Below are 14,908 nucleotides of genomic sequence, written 5' to 3'. Positions count from 1 at the left end.
TCGTTTGAGAGACCTGATCCAAATCAGGCCTCCCCTACTGACTTACAACTTGATCCAGGTCGCCTTCAGCTCGGTGTACTTGTCGAATGCGTGCAGCGACTTGTCGCGACCGTTACCAGACTGTTTGAAGCCGCCGAACGGCGCGGTCATGTCGCCGCCATCGTATTGGTTGACCCACACGCTACCGGCACGCAGTGCCCGGGCGGTGAGGTGAGCCTTGGAAATGTCCTTGGTCCACACTGCAGCGGCCAGACCATAAGGCGTGTCGTTGGCAATCGCGACAGCCTCTTCGGCGGTGTCGAACGCAATGACCGACAGCACCGGCCCGAAGATTTCTTCCTGGGCAATTTTCATCGCGTTGCTCACGCCGTCGAAAATTGTCGGTTCGACGTAAGTGCCGCCGGTTTCCTCAAGGGTGCGCTTGCCGCCGGCCACCAGTTTGGCGCCATCGGCATGACCCGACTCGATATAGGACAGCACGGTGTTCATCTGCTGCGTATCCACCAGCGCACCGACATTGGTTGACGGGTCCAGCGGGTTGCCCGGCTTCCAGGTTTTCAGTGCCTCGATCACCAGCGGCAGGAATTTGTCCTTGATCGAACGCTCCACCAGCAGACGCGAACCGGCGGTGCAGACTTCGCCCTGGTTGAAGGCGATAGCGCCGGCAGCGGCTTCGGCGGCTTCCTGCAAGTTCGGCGCATCGGCGAACACGATATTCGGGCTCTTGCCGCCGGCTTCGAGCCAGACGCGCTTCATGTTCGATTCGCCAGAGTAGATCAGCAATTGCTTGGCGATCTTGGTCGAACCGGTGAACACCAGGGTGTCGACGTCGTTATGCAAGGCCAGGGCTTTGCCGACAGTGTGGCCGTAACCCGGCAGTACGTTCAGCACGCCTTTCGGAATGCCGGCTTCTACAGCCAGCGCCGCGATGCGGATGGCGGTCAGCGGAGATTTTTCCGACGGTTTGAGGATCACCGAGTTGCCGGTGGACAGCGCCGGGCCGAGTTTCCAGCAGGCCATCATCAGCGGAAAGTTCCACGGCACGATGGCGCCCACGACACCGACCGGCTCACGGGTCACCAGACCCAACTGATCGTGCGGGGTCGCGGCGACTTCGTCGTAGATCTTGTCGATGGCTTCGCCGCTCCAGCTCAGGGCTTGTGCCGCGCCGGGAACGTCGATGTACAGGGAGTCGCTGATTGGTTTGCCCATGTCCAGGGTTTCAAGCAATGCCAATTCTTCGGCATGCTGCTTCAGCAGGCCGGCGAAACGGATCATGGTGGCTTTGCGCTTGGTCGGCGCCAGGCGCGACCAGACACCGGAGTTGAAGGTGGCGCGGGCGTTTTCCACGGCGCGCTGGGCGTCGTCGGCGTCACAGCTGGCAATCTTGCCCAGCAGACGGCCATCGACCGGGCTGATGCACTCGAAAGTCTCGGAGGAGACAGCATCGGTGTATTCGCCATTGATGTAGGCGCGGCCTTCGATTTTCAGGTCGCGGGCACGTTGTTCCCAGTCGGCACGGGTCAGGGTGGTCATGCGAGTGTCCTCCTCTTATTGAATACGACACCCGCGTTCTTCGCGGGCGCTGTCAGGAATTCTGCCCGGCCAGCCTGTTTTTCGGCCCAAGGCATCCCGTCACCCTAAACCAGCGACAGGTGAAGTTTCAATATATTTGACACAACACCGGCAAACGGCCTTGCGATGTTCATTTTAATAAACATAGACTTGGGCTTTTCCAACGCAATCTCTGGGGATTACAACAATGAGCATCCAGGACGTCGTCGACTTCAGCCAGGCCAACACTCAACCCGAACGCTACCGGCCAGACCCGGCCAAAGTCCTCAAGGGCGACCCGGAGCAAGCGGTGTACAACCACTACAACAGTCCGTGCGGGCAGTTGAATGCGGGCGTGTGGGAAGGCGCAGTCGGCCAGTGGCTGGTGAATTTTACCGAACATGAATACTGCGAAATCGTTCAAGGCGTGTCAGTGCTGCGCGACAGCGATGGCAATAGCAAAACCGTGCGCGCGGGCGATCGTTTCGTGATCCCGGCCGGGTTCAAGGGTACCTGGGAGGTACTTGAGCCTTGCCGCAAGATCTATGTGGCATTTGAGCAGAAGGCTTGAAGCCGGCCGATTGAACCACCCCAAAGCCCGCCCTCATGGCGGGCTTTTTGTTGCTCGAGGCGCTGGAAAAACATCGCGTCACAGTGCGGAGGATGAAAAACGCCGGGGATTAATCCAGACTTTTCCCACGCCACCCATGACGGGTGGCGAGAGCAAATTCGCTCAAATCAACTTTTAGCAAGGAAGCAATTCATGACTCTGGATTTGAACCAACATCTGATCACCGCCCAGCAGTACATCGGCAAACATTACTCCGAAGAGCTGCGTGCAGAACTCGCCAACAAGACCGGCCTGGCAGTACGCCCGACAGGCATCGGGTTCATCATGACCAAGGACTACAACCCTGCACGCATCAACCTGCGGGTTGAAAACGAAATCATCACCCATGTCACCATGGGAAATTGATCTCATTGCAGCCCTGTCGCGGGGCTGAAGCGACCAGAAGCACCTGGTAATACGAAACGCCCGATGCGCTGCTTCGGGCGTTTTTTTGCATCTACCGATCCACTTTTTTCAGCCCAACAAAAAAGGCCCGTATCTCGCGATACGGGCCTTTTTCGTAAGAGGGAAAAATCAATTACTTGATTTTGCCTTCTTTGTAGATCACGTGCTTGCGAACAACCGGATCAAATTTCTTGATCTCGATTTTGTCCGGAGTAGTACGCTTGTTCTTGTCGGTAGTGTAGAAGTGACCAGTACCGGCGCTCGAAATCAAACGAATCAATTCACGCATGATTAGCTCCCTTAGATCTTGCCGGCTTTGCGGATTTCGGCCAGCACGACAGTGATGCCGCGCTTGTCGATGATACGCATGCCTTTGGCAGATACGCGCAGACGCACGAAACGTTTCTCTTCTTCAACCCAGAAGCGGTGATGCTGCAGGTTCGGCAGGAAACGACGACGGGTTTTGTTGTTTGCGTGGGAAATGTTATTCCCAGTCACCGGACCCTTACCGGTAACTTGACAGACTCTAGACATGCCTCAGCCCTCTAAACCACATGCCCAACCCGGCATGGGTTGGCCGCTTAATCTCTCAGTCATTTGGCGCCAGGCGCCGCGTTTCTTTAAGGGTCTTACCGGCTACACCTACAAACGAAGGAACCGGGCCCCTAGAAAAGAGCGCTGCTTTATACCAGAAAGACTTGAGAGCAACAACATTCGGTGTGCGCACAACCCATAAAAAAGCCATTTTTTGCGCTACGAGCGCTTTGGAAAAAGGCTATCGTCGGTGGTGACCGCTCGTCGAAGAAAAATCGGCTACCCTGCCAAGTACGCTTTTTGCCCAGCAGTGGCTCAGCAAAACCGACCGTCCATAGTCCCCTGAAAATGAATACGGGGATAGTCATTTTCAAAAGAGCCCACTAGGGTAAGCCTTTTCCAGACTGCACTTGCAGATGGGCCTTCGATCTGTAAAGGAATCCGACCATGCGCCTCGCTGCCCTACCGTTGTTGTTTGCCCCTTTCCTGCTGAGTCCGCAGGCCATGGCGGCGGCCCTGAGTGTCTGCACCGAGGCAAGCCCGGAAGGGTTCGACGTCGTGCAGTACAACTCGCTGACCACCACCAACGCCTCGGCCGATGTGCTGATGAACCGCCTTGTGGACTTCGACACCGCCAGCGGCAAAGTGATAGCCAGCCTGGCTGAGAGCTGGGAAGTCAGCCCCGACGGCCTGGTCTACGTCTTCAAGCTGCACCCGCAGGTGAAATTCCACCGCACCGAATACTTCACTCCGAGCCGTGAACTGACGGCTGAGGACGTGATATTCAGCTTCGACCGCATGCTCGACCCATCTCATCCGTGGCACAAAGTCGCTCAAAGCGGATTCCCCCACGCCCAATCAATGCAGTTGCCCGCACTGATCAAAAAAATCGACGCCCTCGACCCGCTGACTGTGCGCTTCACCCTCGACCACCCGGATTCGACCTTCCTGGCGACCCTGAGCATGGGCTTCGCTTCGATTTACTCGGCCGAGTACGCCGACAAACTGATGAAGGCCGGCGCGCCCGAGAAGCTCAACAGCCAGCCCGTCGGTACCGGCCCGTTCATTTTCACGCGATTCCAGAAGGACGCCTCGGTTCGCTACAAGGCCAATGCCGACTACTTTGGCGGCAAGCCTTCGGTCGATCCTCTGATCTTCGCCATCACGCCGGACGCGAACGTGCGCCTGCAAAAACTGCGTCGCAATGAGTGCCAGATCGCCCTGTCGCCCAAGCCTCTGGATGTCCAGGCCGCACAGCAGGAGCCGACGCTGAAAGTCGAAAAGACTGACGCGTTCATGACCGCATTCGTCGGCATCAACAGCCAGCATCCGCCGCTGGACAAACCCGAAGTACGCCAGGCCATCAACCTCGCTTTCGATAAGGCCAATTACATCAAAGCCGTGTTCGAAGACACCGCCGAAGCGGCCAACGGTCCGTATCCGCCCAACACCTGGAGCTATGCGAAAAACCTTCCGGGTTATCCACATGACATTGCAAAGGCCAAGGCATTGATGGCCAAGGCCGGGTTCAAAGAGGGTTTCCAGACCACCATCTGGACCCGCCCGTCCGGCAGTTTACTCAACCCCAACCCCAGCCTCGGCGCCCAGTTGCTGCAGTCCGATCTCGCGCAAATCGGCATACAGGCCGAAATTCGCGTGATCGAATGGGGCGAGCTGATCCGCCGCGCCAAGGCCGGTGAACATGACCTGCTGTTCATGGGTTGGGCCGGCGACAACGGCGATCCGGACAACTTCCTCACGCCGCAATTTTCCTGCGCCGCGGTCAAGTCCGGCACCAACTTCGCCCGCTACTGCAACCAGGACCTGGACAAGCTCATCAGCGCCGGCAAGACCACCGGCGAACAAGGGGTGCGCACCAAGCTCTATGAACAGGCCCAGGCGCAGATCCAGCAGCAGGCGTTGTGGCTGCCATTGGCTCACCCGACGGCATTTGCCCTGACGCGCAAGGATATCGAGGGCTATGCGGTGAGCCCGTTCGGCAGGCAGGACTACTCGAAGGTCAGCATCAAATAATCCGCTCCTGCACGCCCCCCTGTAGGAGCGAGCATGCTCGCGAAGAACGTCAATATGACGCGGGACGCCTGAAAGGCCGTGTTCTCTGATCGTTTTTCGCGAGCATGCTCGCTCCTACAGGAGGGCGTCTGCCCTCTCCTACATCCACCCATACTCCGCCATCGACAGCGGATCGCCATCGCCGATGATGAAGTGATCAAGCACCCGCACGTCGATCAACTCCAATGCCTTTTGCAGGCGCTTGGTCAGCTCTCGGTCGGCCTGGCTTGGGTCGGGGTTACCCGACGGGTGGTTGTGGCACAGAATCAGCGCTGCGGCGTTGTGGGCCAGCGCGCGCTTGACCACTTCCCGCGGATGCACGCTGGTGTTGTCGATCGAGCCGTGGAACATTTTCTCAAAGGTCAGCACTTGATGCCTGGAGTCGAGAAACAGGCAACCAAATACCTCATGGGGCTCGTGGCGCAGCATCGACTTCAGGTATTCACGAACCGCCTGCGGGCTCTCCAGCGCCGTTTTTTCGCGCGCACGCTCAGCCAGATGGCGCCTGCTTATTTCTTGAGCGGCTTGCAGTTGGGCAAATTTCGCCGGCCCTAACCCCAGCTGCTTGCTAAATGTTTCCTGGTCCGCCTCAAGCAGCAAGCGCAGGCTGCCAAACTGACTCAACAAGTGTCGAGCCAGATCGACGGCGCTTTTACCGACTACGCCCGTGCGTAAAAATATCGCCAGTAACTCGGCGTCCGAAAGGCTTCCCGAGCCTTGTTCAAGCAACCTCTCCCGCGGCCGTTCCGCCGCCGGCCAATCGCGAATACTCATAGCACCTCCCTGTCTGTGGGCGCCGCTGTTCCGTCGCGGTCGCTGTGATATCGTAGCCCATCTTTTTTGCGGGCGAATTCACCTGGGGAGGGGGTTTCGCCACGTATGTCACCAACGAATTGAAAGGCAGGCCTATGCAGCGGCTGTATCGGAAACGCATTGTTCTGGGCGTCGGCGGCGGCATTGCTGCCTACAAAAGCGCCGACCTGGTTCGCCGCCTGATCGACCAGGGCGCCGAAGTGCGCGTGGTCATGACCCGTGGCGGTGCCGAGTTCATCACCCCGCTGACCATGCAGGCTTTGTCCGGCCACCCGGTTCACCTGGATCTGCTGGATCCGGCGGCAGAAGCGGCCATGGGGCACATCGAGCTGGCCAAATGGGCGGATCTGGTGCTGATCGCTCCGGCCACCGCAGACCTGATCGCCCGCTTGGCCCAAGGCATTGCCGACGATTTGCTGACCACCCTGGTGCTGGCCACCGACGCCGTGGTCGCCGTTGCCCCGGCAATGAACCAGGCCATGTGGCGCGACCCGGCCACCCAAGCCAACCTGCAACTCCTTGAAAGCCGTGGCCTGAAGACTTTCGGCCCGGCCTCCGGCAGCCAGGCCTGCGGCGACGTTGGCATGGGTCGCATGATGGAAGCCAACGATCTGGCCCAATGCGCGGCAGACTGCTTCCAGCGCCAGGCGTTGACCGGCCGCCACGTGGTGATCACCGCTGGCCCGACTCAGGAAAACATCGATCCGGTGCGTTACATCACCAACCACAGCTCCGGAAAAATGGGCTTTGCCCTGGCCGAAGCGGCGGTGGAAGCTGGCGCCCGCGTCACCCTGATCAGTGGTCCCGTGCATCTGCCGACCCCGGACCGCGTTACGCGAATCGATGTCGTCAGCGCCCGCGACATGCTCGCCGCCTGCGAATCCGCGATCCCGTGCGATGTGTTCATCGCCTCTGCGGCGGTTGCGGACTACCGACCAGAGGTCGTTGCCCCGCAAAAACTTAAGAAAGATCCTACAAGCGGCGACGGCTTCGTTCTGCAAATGGTGCGCAACCCGGACATCCTGGCCACCATCGCGACCCGTCCCGACCGCCCGTTCAGTGTCGGTTTTGCCGCCGAAACCGAACACCTGCTCGATTACGCTGCCCGCAAGCTTAAAGACAAGAATCTCGATTTGATTGTCGCCAACGACGTCGCCAACCCGACCATCGGCTTCAACAGCGAAGAAAACGCCTGCAGCGTGATCGACCGCGAGCTTCATACCACCGCTTTCGCCCAGACCAGCAAGAGCAAGATTGCTCGCCAGCTGGTGACTTTTATCGCCGAACGTCTGAACCAGGTTTAATTTACATGCACGCTTTGCAAGCCAAGATCCTCGACCCCCGCATCGGTACCGAATTCCCGCTGCCGCAGTACGCCACGCCAGGCTCCGCCGGCCTCGACCTGCGGGCCATGCTGGAGCAAGACATCGTGATCAAGCCGGGCGAGACCGTGTTGATTCCGACCGGCCTGTCGGTCTACATCGGCGACCCGAATCTCGCCGCACTGATCCTGCCGCGTTCGGGAATGGGCCATAAGCATGGCATCGTGCTGGGCAATCTGGTCGGCCTGATCGATTCCGATTACCAGGGCCCATTGATGGTTTCCTGCTGGAACCGCGGCCAGACCGACTTCACCATGACCGTCGGCGAGCGTCTGGCGCAATTGGTGCTGGTGCCGGTAGTGCAGGCGCATTTCGAGATGGTCGACGAGTTTGTCGAGACCGAGCGCGGAACTGGCGGATTCGGCCACACTGGCACCAAATAACCGGATACCCATGTAGGAGTTGCCGAAGGCTGCGATCTTTTTATTTTGATCTTTCAAGATCAAAAGATCGCAGCCTTCGGCGGCTCCTACACAAGATCCGAGACCGTCTGGAATCAAGGCATTGGCCGGCCAAAAAGCCGCTCGCGTCGCTGGCATGGCCTTTTCGCACCACGAACTCTCTGTGAAAAACGCCGTCATACCCTTCAGTTTGAGCCTGCTGAGTGACCCGCAGGCAGGTCCAGCCAACTTCGAGATGGAGCATTCCACAGATGAACACCCCGGCCAAAATCGCCCCCAAGTTCCCCGACAGCATCTTCCGCGCCTACGACATTCGCGGCACCGTACCGGAATTCCTGAATGCCGAAACCGCATACTGGATCGGTCGCGCCGTCGGCTCCCAGAGCCTGGCCCAAGGCGAGCCGAACGTCTGCGTTGGTCGTGACGGGCGCCTGTCCGGCCCGGAGCTGGTCGAGCAATTGATCAGGGGCATCGCCGACAGCGGCTGCCACGTCAGCGATGTCGGCCTGGTCCCGACTCCGGCGCTGTACTACGCCGCCAACGTACTGGCCGGCAAATCCGGTGTGATGCTCACCGGCAGCCACAACCCGTCGAACTACAACGGCTTCAAGATCGTCATAGCCGGCGACACCCTGGCCAACGAACAGATCCAGGCCCTGCACGATCGCCTCAAGACCAACAACCTGAGCAGCGGCCAAGGCAGCATCACTCAGGTCGAAATCCTCGACCGCTACACCACTGAAATCGTCCAGGACATCAAACTGGCCCGACGCCTGAAAGTGGTCGTGGACTGTGGCAACGGCGCTGCCGGCGTGATCGCCCCGCAACTGATCGAAGCCCTGAACTGCGAAGTCATCCCGCTGTTCTGTGAAGTCGACGGCAACTTCCCGAACCATCACCCGGACCCGGGCAAGCCAGAAAACCTCGTAGACCTGATCGCCAAGGTCAAGGAAACCAACGCCGATATCGGCCTGGCCTTCGACGGTGACGGCGACCGTGTCGGCGTGGTGACCAACACCGGCAGTATCGTCTACCCGGACCGCCTGCTGATGCTGTTTGCCCGCGACGTAGTGGCGCGCAACCCGGGCGCAGAGATCATCTTCGACGTCAAATGCACCCGTCGCCTGATCCCGCTGATCAAGGAATACGGCGGCCGGTCGTTAATGTGGAAGACTGGTCATTCGTTGATCAAAAAGAAAATGAAACAATCCGGCGCCCTGTTGGCCGGCGAAATGAGCGGGCACATCTTCTTCAAGGAGCGCTGGTTCGGTTTCGACGACGGTATTTACAGCGCCGCGCGCTTGCTGGAGATCCTCAGCAAGGAAAAATCCACGGCGGAAGAGCTGTTCGCGACCTTCCCGAACGATATTTCTACGCCGGAAATCAATATCCATGTGACCGAAGAGAGCAAATTCAGCATCATTGATGCATTGCACGACGCACAGTGGGGCCCAGGTGCCGACCTGACCACCATTGACGGCGTGCGAGTTGACTACGCCAAAGGCTGGGGCCTGGTGCGCGCGTCCAACACCACTCCGGTGCTGGTGTTGCGCTTCGAGGCCGATGACGAGGCAGAACTGCAGCGCATCAAGGATGTGTTCCACGTCCAGTTGAAGCGTGTTGCGCCCGATCTCCAACTACCGTTCTGATTCACCCGGAGCCCTGAATGACCCTCGAACGCGAAGCCGCCGCCAATACCGCCAAGGTCCTGTCCGAAGCGCTGCCTTACATCCGACGCTATGTCGGCAAGACCCTGGTGATCAAATACGGCGGCAACGCGATGGAAAGCGAGGAGCTGAAAACCGGCTTCGCACGCGACATCGTTTTGATGAAAGCCGTGGGCATCAACCCGGTAGTGGTTCATGGCGGCGGCCCGCAAATCGGCGACCTGCTCAAGCGTCTGTCGATCGAGAGCCACTTTGTCGACGGCATGCGCGTCACCGACGCGGCGACCATGGACGTGGTAGAAATGGTCCTCGGCGGCCAGGTCAACAAGGAAATCGTCAACCTGATCAACCGTCACGGCGGCAGCGCCATCGGCCTCACCGGTAAAGACGCCGAGCTGATTCGCGCGAAAAAGCTCACCGTCACCCGTCAGACGCCGGAAATGACTACCCCGGAAATCATCGACATCGGTCATGTCGGCGAAGTGGTCGGGATCAACACCGACCTGCTGAACCTGCTGGTCAAAGGTGATTTCATCCCGGTTATCGCGCCAATAGGCGTGGGCCCCAATGGTGAGTCGTACAACATCAATGCCGACCTGGTCGCCGGTAAAGTCGCCGAGGCGCTGAAAGCCGAGAAACTGATGCTGCTGACCAATATCGCCGGCCTGATGGACAAGTCGGGCACTGTTCTCACCGGCCTGACCACCCAGCAGGTCGACGAGTTGATCGCCGACGGCACGATCTATGGCGGCATGCTGCCGAAGATCCGTTGCGCACTGGAAGCGGTCCAGGGCGGCGTGGGCAGCTCATTGATCATCGACGGTCGCGTGCCGAATGCGATCCTGCTGGAGATCTTCACCGATACCGGTGTAGGCACCCTGATCAGTAATCGCAAGCGTCACTAAGCCGTAGCGAATACAAAAAGACCCCACTCAGCCTGGCTGAGCGGGGTCTTTTTTTGCCGCAGATCCCTGTAGGAGCGAGCATGCTCGCGAAAAACTTCAACGATAACGCGGGGCACCTGACGGAAAGTGGCGCCCTGACGTCCATCGCGAGCATGCTCGCTCCTACAGGGTCGGTGTATCAGACGCCGAACTGGGCCCGATAGGCTTCTACGGCCGGCAGATGCTGCTTGAGCTGCGGATCGTCGGCGAGGAACTCCAGCACCTGGTTCAGCGAAACAATGCTGATCACCGGAATACCGAAGTCACGCTCCACTTCCTGGATCGCCGACAACTCGCCGTTACCGCGCTCCTGGCGGTTCAGGGCGATCAACACGCCAGCCGCTTTGGCGCCGTCCTGGGAAGCGATGATCTGCATCACTTCACGGATCGCGGTGCCAGCCGTGATGACGTCATCGATGATCAGCACTTCACCGGTCAACGGAGCGCCGACCAGGCTGCCGCCCTCGCCGTGGGCCTTGGCTTCCTTGCGGTTGAAGCACCATGGCAGGTCACGGTTGTGATGCTCGGCCAGGGCCACAGCAGTAGTCGCCGCCAAAGGAATGCCTTTGTACGCCGGGCCGAACAGCACGTCGAAGGCAATCCCGCTCTCGGCAATGGCTGCAGCATAGAAACGACCCAGCTGGGCCAGGGCCGAACCTGAGTTGAACAGACCGGCATTGAAGAAGTAAGGACTGGTGCGCCCGGACTTCAGGGTGAACTCACCGAAGCGCAAAACCCCGCGATCGATGGCAAAACGAATGAAATCGCGCTGATACGCTTGCATGAAAAACCCCAAATACCACGGATTTAGCTAATTAGCTTGACGCCGTGTATCATACACGCACGCGATTTTTGGGGCCATTTATGCGGATCATCAGTGTGAACGTCAATGGTATTCAGGCGGCAGTCGAGCGAGGTTTGCTCAGTTGGCTGCAGGCACAGAATGCTGACGTCATCTGCCTGCAGGACACCCGCGCCTCTGCCTTTGAACTGGACGATCCAGCCTTCCAACTGGATGGATACTTCCTTTATGCCTGCGATGCCGAAGTCCCTGCCCAAGGTGGCGTGGCTTTGTATTCGCGGCTGCAACCGAAGGCTGTCATCAGCGGTCTCGGTTTCGAGACGGCCGACCGCTACGGGCGCTACCTGCAAGCCGATTTCGACAAGGTCAGCATCGCGACCTTGCTGCTCCCTTCGGGGCAGAACGGCGATGAAGACTTGAACCAGAAGTTCAAGCTAATGGACGATTTCGCCCGTTATCTGGATAAACAGCGACGCAAACGTCGCGAGTACATTTATTGTGGCTCGCTATACGTGGCGCAACAGAAGCTGGATATCAAGAACTGGCGCGACAGCCAGCAATCCCCGGGTTTCCTGGCACCTGAACGTGCCTGGATGGACGAGATTGTCGGCAACATGGGTTATGTCGACGCCCTGCGCGAAGTCAGTCGTGAAGGCGACCAGTACAGCTGGTGGCCGGACAACGAACAGGCCGAAATGCTCAACCTCGGCTGGCGTTTCGACTATCAGCTGCTGACCCCTGGCCTGCGCCGCTTTGTACGCAGTGCACGCCTGCCACGTCAGCCGCGGTTCTCGCAGCACGCGCCGCTGATCGTGGACTACGACTGGACGCTGACTATCTGAGGCGTCGGATCAATAAAAATGCCCGTATCGCAAGATACGGGCATTTTTTATGGCTCAACCAGGCTGAACTTAGACAGCGACAAAAAATGGCAGCGCAAGAAACAACTTGATCACGATGACATTGATGATGTCGATGAAAAATGCTCCCACCATGGGCACTACCAGAAACGCAATCTGCGATGGCCCGAAGCGCTGCGTGACGGCTTGCATGTTTGCAATGGCTGTTGGCGTGGCACCCAGTCCGAAACCGCAGTGCCCTGCCGCCAGTACGGCCGCATCGTAGTTGCTACCCATTATTCTGAACGTCACGAATATCGCAAACAACGCCATGACGATAGTTTGAACAGCCAGAATGATGAAGATCGGCAAAGCCAGTGAAGCCAGATCCCATAGCTTAAGAGACATCAAGGCAATGGCCAGGAACAGTGACAAACTGACATTGCCCAGCACCGAGACTTCCCGCTCAAACACCTGATACAAGCCCAGTGCTGAAAGTCCATTGCGTAATACAACACCCACGAACAACACACAAACGAACGTCGGCAACTCAAATGCACTGCCCAGCAGCCAGCCATTAAGAAGATTACCTGCCAGCAAGCTGACGGCAATCAGGGCGAGTGTCTCGATAAACGAAAAGGGTGTGATCGAACGTTCTTTGTTTGGTTGCTCAAAACCCTTTGGCACGCGCAGCTTGGCTTGCTCAGCGCAACCGGGGACTTGCACTCGCTTGATCAGCAGGCGAGCGACCGGCCCACCAATCAGACCACCCAGCACCAAACCAAAAGTCGCAGAAGCCATCGCAAGCTCGGAAGCCGAAGCCAGGCCGTACTTTTCACTGAATGTCGCGCTCCAGGCAGCGCCTGTGCCGTGACCGCCAGCCAAAGTGACCGACCCCGTCAGCAAGCCCATCAGAGGGTCAAGCCCCAGCAGACTTGCGAGACCGATGCCCATGGCATTCTGGACCAGCAACAACCCGGTGACCGCGAGAATAAAAATCCCCACGACACGCCCGCCCTTTTTCAAGCTGGCGAAGTCCGCGCTCAAGCCAATGGTGGCGAAGAACGCCAACATCAAGGGCGTCTGCAACGAGGTGTCGAACCGCACTTGAATATCAAAGCTGCGTAAAGCCAGGAGAGCCAGGGCGACCACCAGGCCACCTGCTACAGGTTCGGGGATATTGTAGGCGCGTAAAAATCCTACACGAGTGACAAGTCCGCGACCCAGTAACAGCACTAAAGAGGCGGCGACTAACGTTCCATAAAAATCGAGCTGAATCATTTGCATCATTCTTGGATAAGTATTCAGGGGCGAACTTTTTACCTGGACACGCCTCTTGAACAGGTTGAACTCCTCAACACTGGCTGATGTTAGATTCAAGAACCTTCACTGGTCTGAATATATCAAAATATTTCTTGAAATATTTCGCGGTGGCAACTTTATCAATCAGCTCGCCTTATTGCCAAGCACATGGGCACCATTGACACTTTACAGTTGTGACTAAAAGTGTAAACAACTCGGCATTGGGGATTCAACGAATCCTGGTACACGGTGATTGATACAACTAGCAAAGATTTAACACAACTAGAAACACTTATTTAATAAACGAAAATGCCCCGGAATTCCGGGGCATTTGCTTATTGTTGGCGCCAGTTCTACTTGTATAGAGCAACCGGGCTTTTACTTGATCAATCGCCAGGTAAACGGGTACCGGTAAGGGAGCCCCTCATTGGCTTTCACGCCTGCGATGATGGTCAGCACCAGCGCACCAATCGCAACCAGACCAAACAGGAAGAACCCGATAATCACCACCATGAGCAGGAAGCAAATGGCAGAGGCAATGGCGACGGTAATCTGAAAGTTCAGCGCCTCCTTGCCCTGTGCGTCGACGAACGGGTCCATCTCGCGCTTCATCTGCCAGAGAATCAGAGGACCGATCAGCGTCCCGAACGGGATCCAGATCCCGAGCAAGGCAGACAGGTGACAAAACATCGCCCACTGCCGAACGTCTTTACTCGGGGTGGGAAGTAGCTCTTGCTCATCACTCATCGCGTCCTCCTTGCTGGGAGCGGCCTGTTCAATCGGCCAGTGCAGCCTTTTGCAGTTCGAAGATTTCGTTCATGCCTTTCTTCGCCAGTTCCAGCATGGCGTTCAGCTCTTCAGGCTGGAACGGCGCGCCTTCGGCAGTGCCCTGCACTTCGATGAAACCGCCAGCGCTGGTCATGACCACGTTCAGGTCGGTTTCGGCCGCCGAATCTTCCAGGTAATCGAGGTCGAGCACCGGCTCGCCCTTGTACATGCCTACCGAAACTGCAGCGATCATTTGCTTGATCGGGTCGCCGCCTTTCAGGCCGCCACGCTTCTTGATCACCTTCAGGGCATCGACCAGCGCCACCATGGCGCCGGTGATCGACGCGGTACGGGTGCCGCCATCTGCCTGAATCACATCGCAATCGACGTACAGGGTGACGTCGCCCAGCTTGGACATGTCCAGCGCAGCGCGCAGGGAACGGCCGATCAAACGCTGGATTTCGAGGGTGCGGCCACCCTGCTTGCCACGGCTGGCTTCACGCTGGTTACGCTCGCCGGTGGCGCGCGGCAGCATGCCGTATTCGGCAGTCAGCCAGCCCTGGCCCTGGCCCTTGAGGAAACGCGGCACGCCCGGCTCGACGCTGACGGTGCAGATGACCTTGGTATCACCGAACTCGACCAGTACAGATCCCTCGGCGTGTTTGGTGTAGTTGCGGGTGATGCGGATCGAGCGGAGCTGATCGGCAGCGCGACCACTTGGACGTATCATAGGGAGTACCTGTACTGGGGACGGAAAACTGCGGGCATTATAGAGCCGCTGGCCGCACCTGGGCACTTCTAAAAAAATCCGCCG

Annotated in this window: 15 protein-coding genes and 1 pseudogene; 8 read left to right on the top strand and 8 right to left on the bottom strand. The window is 58.2% G+C overall.

Translation table 11 applies throughout. From position 1 onward, the window contains the following. Nucleotides 1–42 precede the first annotated feature (42 nt). Complete coding sequence (locus KW839_RS04490; RefSeq protein WP_218423556.1) at nt 43–1,536, bottom strand: aldehyde dehydrogenase; 1,494 nt, start codon at nt 1,534–1,536, stop codon at nt 43–45. A 226-nt stretch (nt 1,537–1,762) separates the two neighbouring features. Between KW839_RS04490 and KW839_RS04485 the strand changes: the two genes are divergently transcribed. Beyond that, nucleotides 1,763–2,125 carry a cupin domain-containing protein gene (locus KW839_RS04485; protein ID WP_060542568.1) on the top strand — a complete coding sequence of 121 codons (363 nt, stop codon included), beginning with the start codon at nt 1,763–1,765 and terminating at the stop codon, nt 2,123–2,125. Between the two features lie 192 nt (nt 2,126–2,317). After that, on the top strand, nt 2,318–2,530 hold the full coding sequence (locus KW839_RS04480) for a hypothetical protein (RefSeq protein WP_060542569.1): 213 nt from the start codon (nt 2,318–2,320) through the stop codon (nt 2,528–2,530). A 172-nt stretch (nt 2,531–2,702) separates the two neighbouring features. Here KW839_RS04480 and rpmG read toward each other — a convergent pair whose 3' ends face one another. Together rpmG and rpmB are read right to left on the bottom strand one after the other, a co-directional pair. Then, nucleotides 2,703–2,858, bottom strand: a complete 156-nt coding sequence (rpmG, locus tag KW839_RS04475; RefSeq protein WP_007894709.1) for a 50S ribosomal protein L33 — start codon at nt 2,856–2,858, stop codon at nt 2,703–2,705. 11 nt (nt 2,859–2,869) lie between these two features. Continuing rightward, nucleotides 2,870–3,103, bottom strand: a complete 234-nt coding sequence (rpmB, locus tag KW839_RS04470; protein WP_007894701.1) for a 50S ribosomal protein L28 — start codon at nt 3,101–3,103, stop codon at nt 2,870–2,872. Between the two features lie 447 nt (nt 3,104–3,550). Between rpmB and KW839_RS04465 the strand changes: the two genes are divergently transcribed. Further along, a complete protein-coding gene (locus tag KW839_RS04465; RefSeq protein ID WP_060540176.1) occupies nt 3,551–5,137 on the top strand; it encodes an ABC transporter substrate-binding protein in 1,587 nt (528 codons plus the stop codon). Nucleotides 5,138–5,275: 138 nt separating this feature from the next. Here KW839_RS04465 and radC read toward each other — a convergent pair whose 3' ends face one another. After that, a complete protein-coding gene (gene radC / locus KW839_RS04460) occupies nt 5,276–5,950 on the bottom strand; it encodes a DNA repair protein RadC (protein WP_218423555.1) in 675 nt (224 codons plus the stop codon). Between the two features lie 134 nt (nt 5,951–6,084). Here radC and coaBC point away from each other — a divergent pair, with 134 nt between their 5' ends. The 4 genes and pseudogenes from coaBC (at nt 6,085) to argB (ending at nt 10,344) form a co-directional block, all read left to right on the top strand. Then, nucleotides 6,085–7,293 (top strand): bifunctional phosphopantothenoylcysteine decarboxylase/phosphopantothenate--cysteine ligase CoaBC, encoded by a 1,209-nt coding sequence (gene coaBC, locus KW839_RS04455; protein WP_218423553.1) that lies wholly within the window; start codon nt 6,085–6,087, stop codon nt 7,291–7,293. A 5-nt stretch (nt 7,294–7,298) separates the two neighbouring features. Further along, the gene (gene dut, locus KW839_RS04450) at nt 7,299–7,754 is read left to right on the top strand and encodes a dUTP diphosphatase (RefSeq protein ID WP_060540179.1); all 456 of its coding nucleotides are present in this window, start codon (nt 7,299–7,301) and stop codon (nt 7,752–7,754) included. A gap of 290 nt (nt 7,755–8,044) precedes the next feature. Beyond that, nucleotides 8,045–9,421 (top strand): annotated as a pseudogene (locus tag KW839_RS04445) (phosphomannomutase/phosphoglucomutase); the annotation flags it as partial. A gap of 17 nt (nt 9,422–9,438) precedes the next feature. Beyond that, nucleotides 9,439–10,344: an acetylglutamate kinase gene (argB, locus tag KW839_RS04440; RefSeq protein ID WP_060540181.1), complete on the top strand. Its 906-nt coding sequence runs from the start codon at nt 9,439–9,441 to the stop codon at nt 10,342–10,344. Nucleotides 10,345–10,522: 178 nt separating this feature from the next. On the opposite strand, the gene pyrE is transcribed toward argB, so the two are convergent. Next, nucleotides 10,523–11,167: an orotate phosphoribosyltransferase gene (gene pyrE, locus KW839_RS04435; protein ID WP_007975175.1), complete on the bottom strand. Its 645-nt coding sequence runs from the start codon at nt 11,165–11,167 to the stop codon at nt 10,523–10,525. Between the two features lie 80 nt (nt 11,168–11,247). Here pyrE and KW839_RS04430 point away from each other — a divergent pair, with 80 nt between their 5' ends. Then, nucleotides 11,248–12,027 carry an exodeoxyribonuclease III gene (locus KW839_RS04430; RefSeq protein WP_003176915.1) on the top strand — a complete coding sequence of 260 codons (780 nt, stop codon included), beginning with the start codon at nt 11,248–11,250 and terminating at the stop codon, nt 12,025–12,027. Nucleotides 12,028–12,096: 69 nt separating this feature from the next. Here the strand turns inward: KW839_RS04430 and gltS are convergent, their stop codons facing one another. The 3 genes from gltS to rph all read right to left on the bottom strand — a co-directional run bounded on the left by gltS (nt 12,097) and on the right by rph (nt 14,824). Then, a complete protein-coding gene (gene gltS / locus KW839_RS04425; protein WP_060540182.1) occupies nt 12,097–13,305 on the bottom strand; it encodes a sodium/glutamate symporter in 1,209 nt (402 codons plus the stop codon). A gap of 399 nt (nt 13,306–13,704) precedes the next feature. Next, a complete protein-coding gene (locus tag KW839_RS04420) occupies nt 13,705–14,073 on the bottom strand; it encodes a DUF4870 domain-containing protein (protein ID WP_060540183.1) in 369 nt (122 codons plus the stop codon). A 28-nt stretch (nt 14,074–14,101) separates the two neighbouring features. After that, on the bottom strand, nt 14,102–14,824 hold the full coding sequence (rph, locus tag KW839_RS04415; protein WP_060540184.1) for a ribonuclease PH: 723 nt from the start codon (nt 14,822–14,824) through the stop codon (nt 14,102–14,104). Nucleotides 14,825–14,908: the final 84 nt, after the last annotated feature.

The sequence above is a fragment of the Pseudomonas sp. PDM31 genome, from assembly GCF_019218965.1.
In the GTDB taxonomy this organism is placed as follows: Bacteria; Pseudomonadota; Gammaproteobacteria; order Pseudomonadales; family Pseudomonadaceae; genus Aquipseudomonas.
This window is presented reverse-complemented; position numbering and strand designations above follow the sequence as displayed.